The following is a 2,006-nucleotide window of genomic DNA, read 5'->3' on the forward strand; positions in this document are numbered from 1 at the left end:
TTGGTGTCGCGTGGTGTGGTGGTGTCTGGTTGTTCTTTGAGAACTACACAGTGGACGCGAGCATCTTTGTGGTCAAGTTGTTAAGAGCATACGGTGGATGCCTTGGCACCAGGAGCCGATGAAGGACGTAGGAGGCTGCGATAAGCCTCGGGGAGCTGTCAACCGAGCTGAGATCCGAGGATTTCCGAATGGGGAAACCCGGCCCCAGTCATGTGGGGTCACCCGCACCTGAATGTATAGGGTGTGTGGAGGGAACGCGGGGAAGTGAAACATCTCAGTACCCGCAGGAAGAGAAAACAACCGTGATTCCGTGAGTAGTGGCGAGCGAAAGCGGATGAGGCTAAACCATATTCGTGTGATACCCGGCAGGGGTTGCGTTTATGGGGTCGTGGGACCTGTCGGTCAGATCTGCCGGTCTGGCAAGAAGTAAGAAAGCATCGCGTTAGTTGAACGCTCTGGGAAGGGCGACCGTAGAGGGTGAGAGTCCTGTAGGCGAAAACGTGATGGTCTTCTGATGGTGTTCCCAAGTAGCAGCGAGCTCGTGGAATTTGCTGTGAATCTGGCGGGACCACCCGCTAAGCCTAAATACTCCCTGGTGACCGATAGCGGACTAGTACCGTGAGGGAAAGGTGAAAAGTACCCCGGGAGGGGAGTGAAAGAGTACCTGAAACCGTGTGCTTACAATCCGTCAGAGCCTTTTGGGGTGATGGCGTGCCTTTTGAAGAATGAGCCTGCGAGTTAGTGGTGCGTGGCGAGGTTAACCCGTGTGGGGTAGCCGTAGCGAAAGCGAGTCTGAATAGGGCGAAATAGTCGCGTGCTCTAGACCCGAAGCGGAGTGATCTACCCATGGCCAGGGTGAAGCGACGGTAAGACGTCGTGGAGGCCCGAACCCACCAGGGTTGAAAACCTGGGGGATGAGCTGTGGGTAGGGGTGAAAGGCCAATCAAACTCCGTGATAGCTGGTTCTCCCCGAAATGCATTTAGGTGCAGCGTCACATGTTTCACGCCGGAGGTAGAGCTACTGGATGGTCTAGGGGGCCTACAAGCTTACCGAAATCAGCCAAACTCCGAATGCCGGTGTGTGAAGTGTGGCAGTGAGACTGCGGGGGATAAGCTTCGTAGTCGAGAGGGAAACAGCCCAGAACACCGGCTAAGGCCCCTAAGTGTGCGCTAAGTGGGAAAGGATGTGGGGTCGCTCAGACAACCAGGAGGTTGGCTTAGAAGCAGCCACCCTTTAAAGAGTGCGTAATAGCTCACTGGTCAAGTGGTTCCGCGCCGACAATGTAGCGGGGCTTAAGCGTACCGCCGAAGCCGTGTCATTCACACAATAGATCGGCTCTCAGCCTTGAGTTGAGTGTCTAGTCGTGTGGATGGGTAGGGGAGCGTCGTGCATCCAGGGAAGCAGCCGCGTGAGCGAGTTGTGGAGGGTGTGCGAGTGAGAATGCAGGCATGAGTAGCGATTGCAGAGTGAGAACCTCTGCCGCCGGATGACCAAGGGTTCCTGGGCCAGGTTAATCCGCCCAGGGTAAGTCGGGACCTAAGGCGAGGCCGACAGGCGTAGTCGATGGACAACGGGTTGATATTCCCGTACCCGTGTGGATGCGCCCATGGTGAGGCGGGGGATGTTAACCACCCGAGCGAGGCTGAGTCTTCGGATGAGGTTGAGTGAGCGTGGGAACCAATCCCGTAGTAGTCAAGCGATGGGGTGACGCAGGAAGGTAGCTCCGCCAGTGAGTGGTAGTACTGGTGTAAGCGTGTAGGGCGGTGTGTAGGCAAATCCGCACACCATGTGCCTGAGACGTGATGCGTAGCCGATTGAGGCGAAGTAGAGTGATCCTATGCTGCCGAGAAAAGCCTCTAGTGAGTGTTCATGCGGCCCGTACCCCAAACCGACACAGGTGGTCAGGTAGAGAATACCGAGGCGTTCGGGTGAACTGTGGTTAAGGAACTCGGCAAAATGCCCCCGTAACTTCGGGAGAAGGGGGGCCCGCTGACTTGAAACCCTT

The 2,006-nt window shown here is 56.4% G+C and carries 1 rRNA gene (only partly in view); it reads left to right on the forward strand.

Features of this window, described 5'->3' with window-relative positions:
* Window positions 1–70: 70 nt before the first annotated feature.
* Window positions 71–2,006: ribosomal RNA gene (locus tag ACWDY5_RS41325) — 23S ribosomal RNA — on the forward strand; it runs 1,274 nt beyond the window's last position.

The organism is Crossiella sp. NPDC003009 (assembly GCF_053591555.1).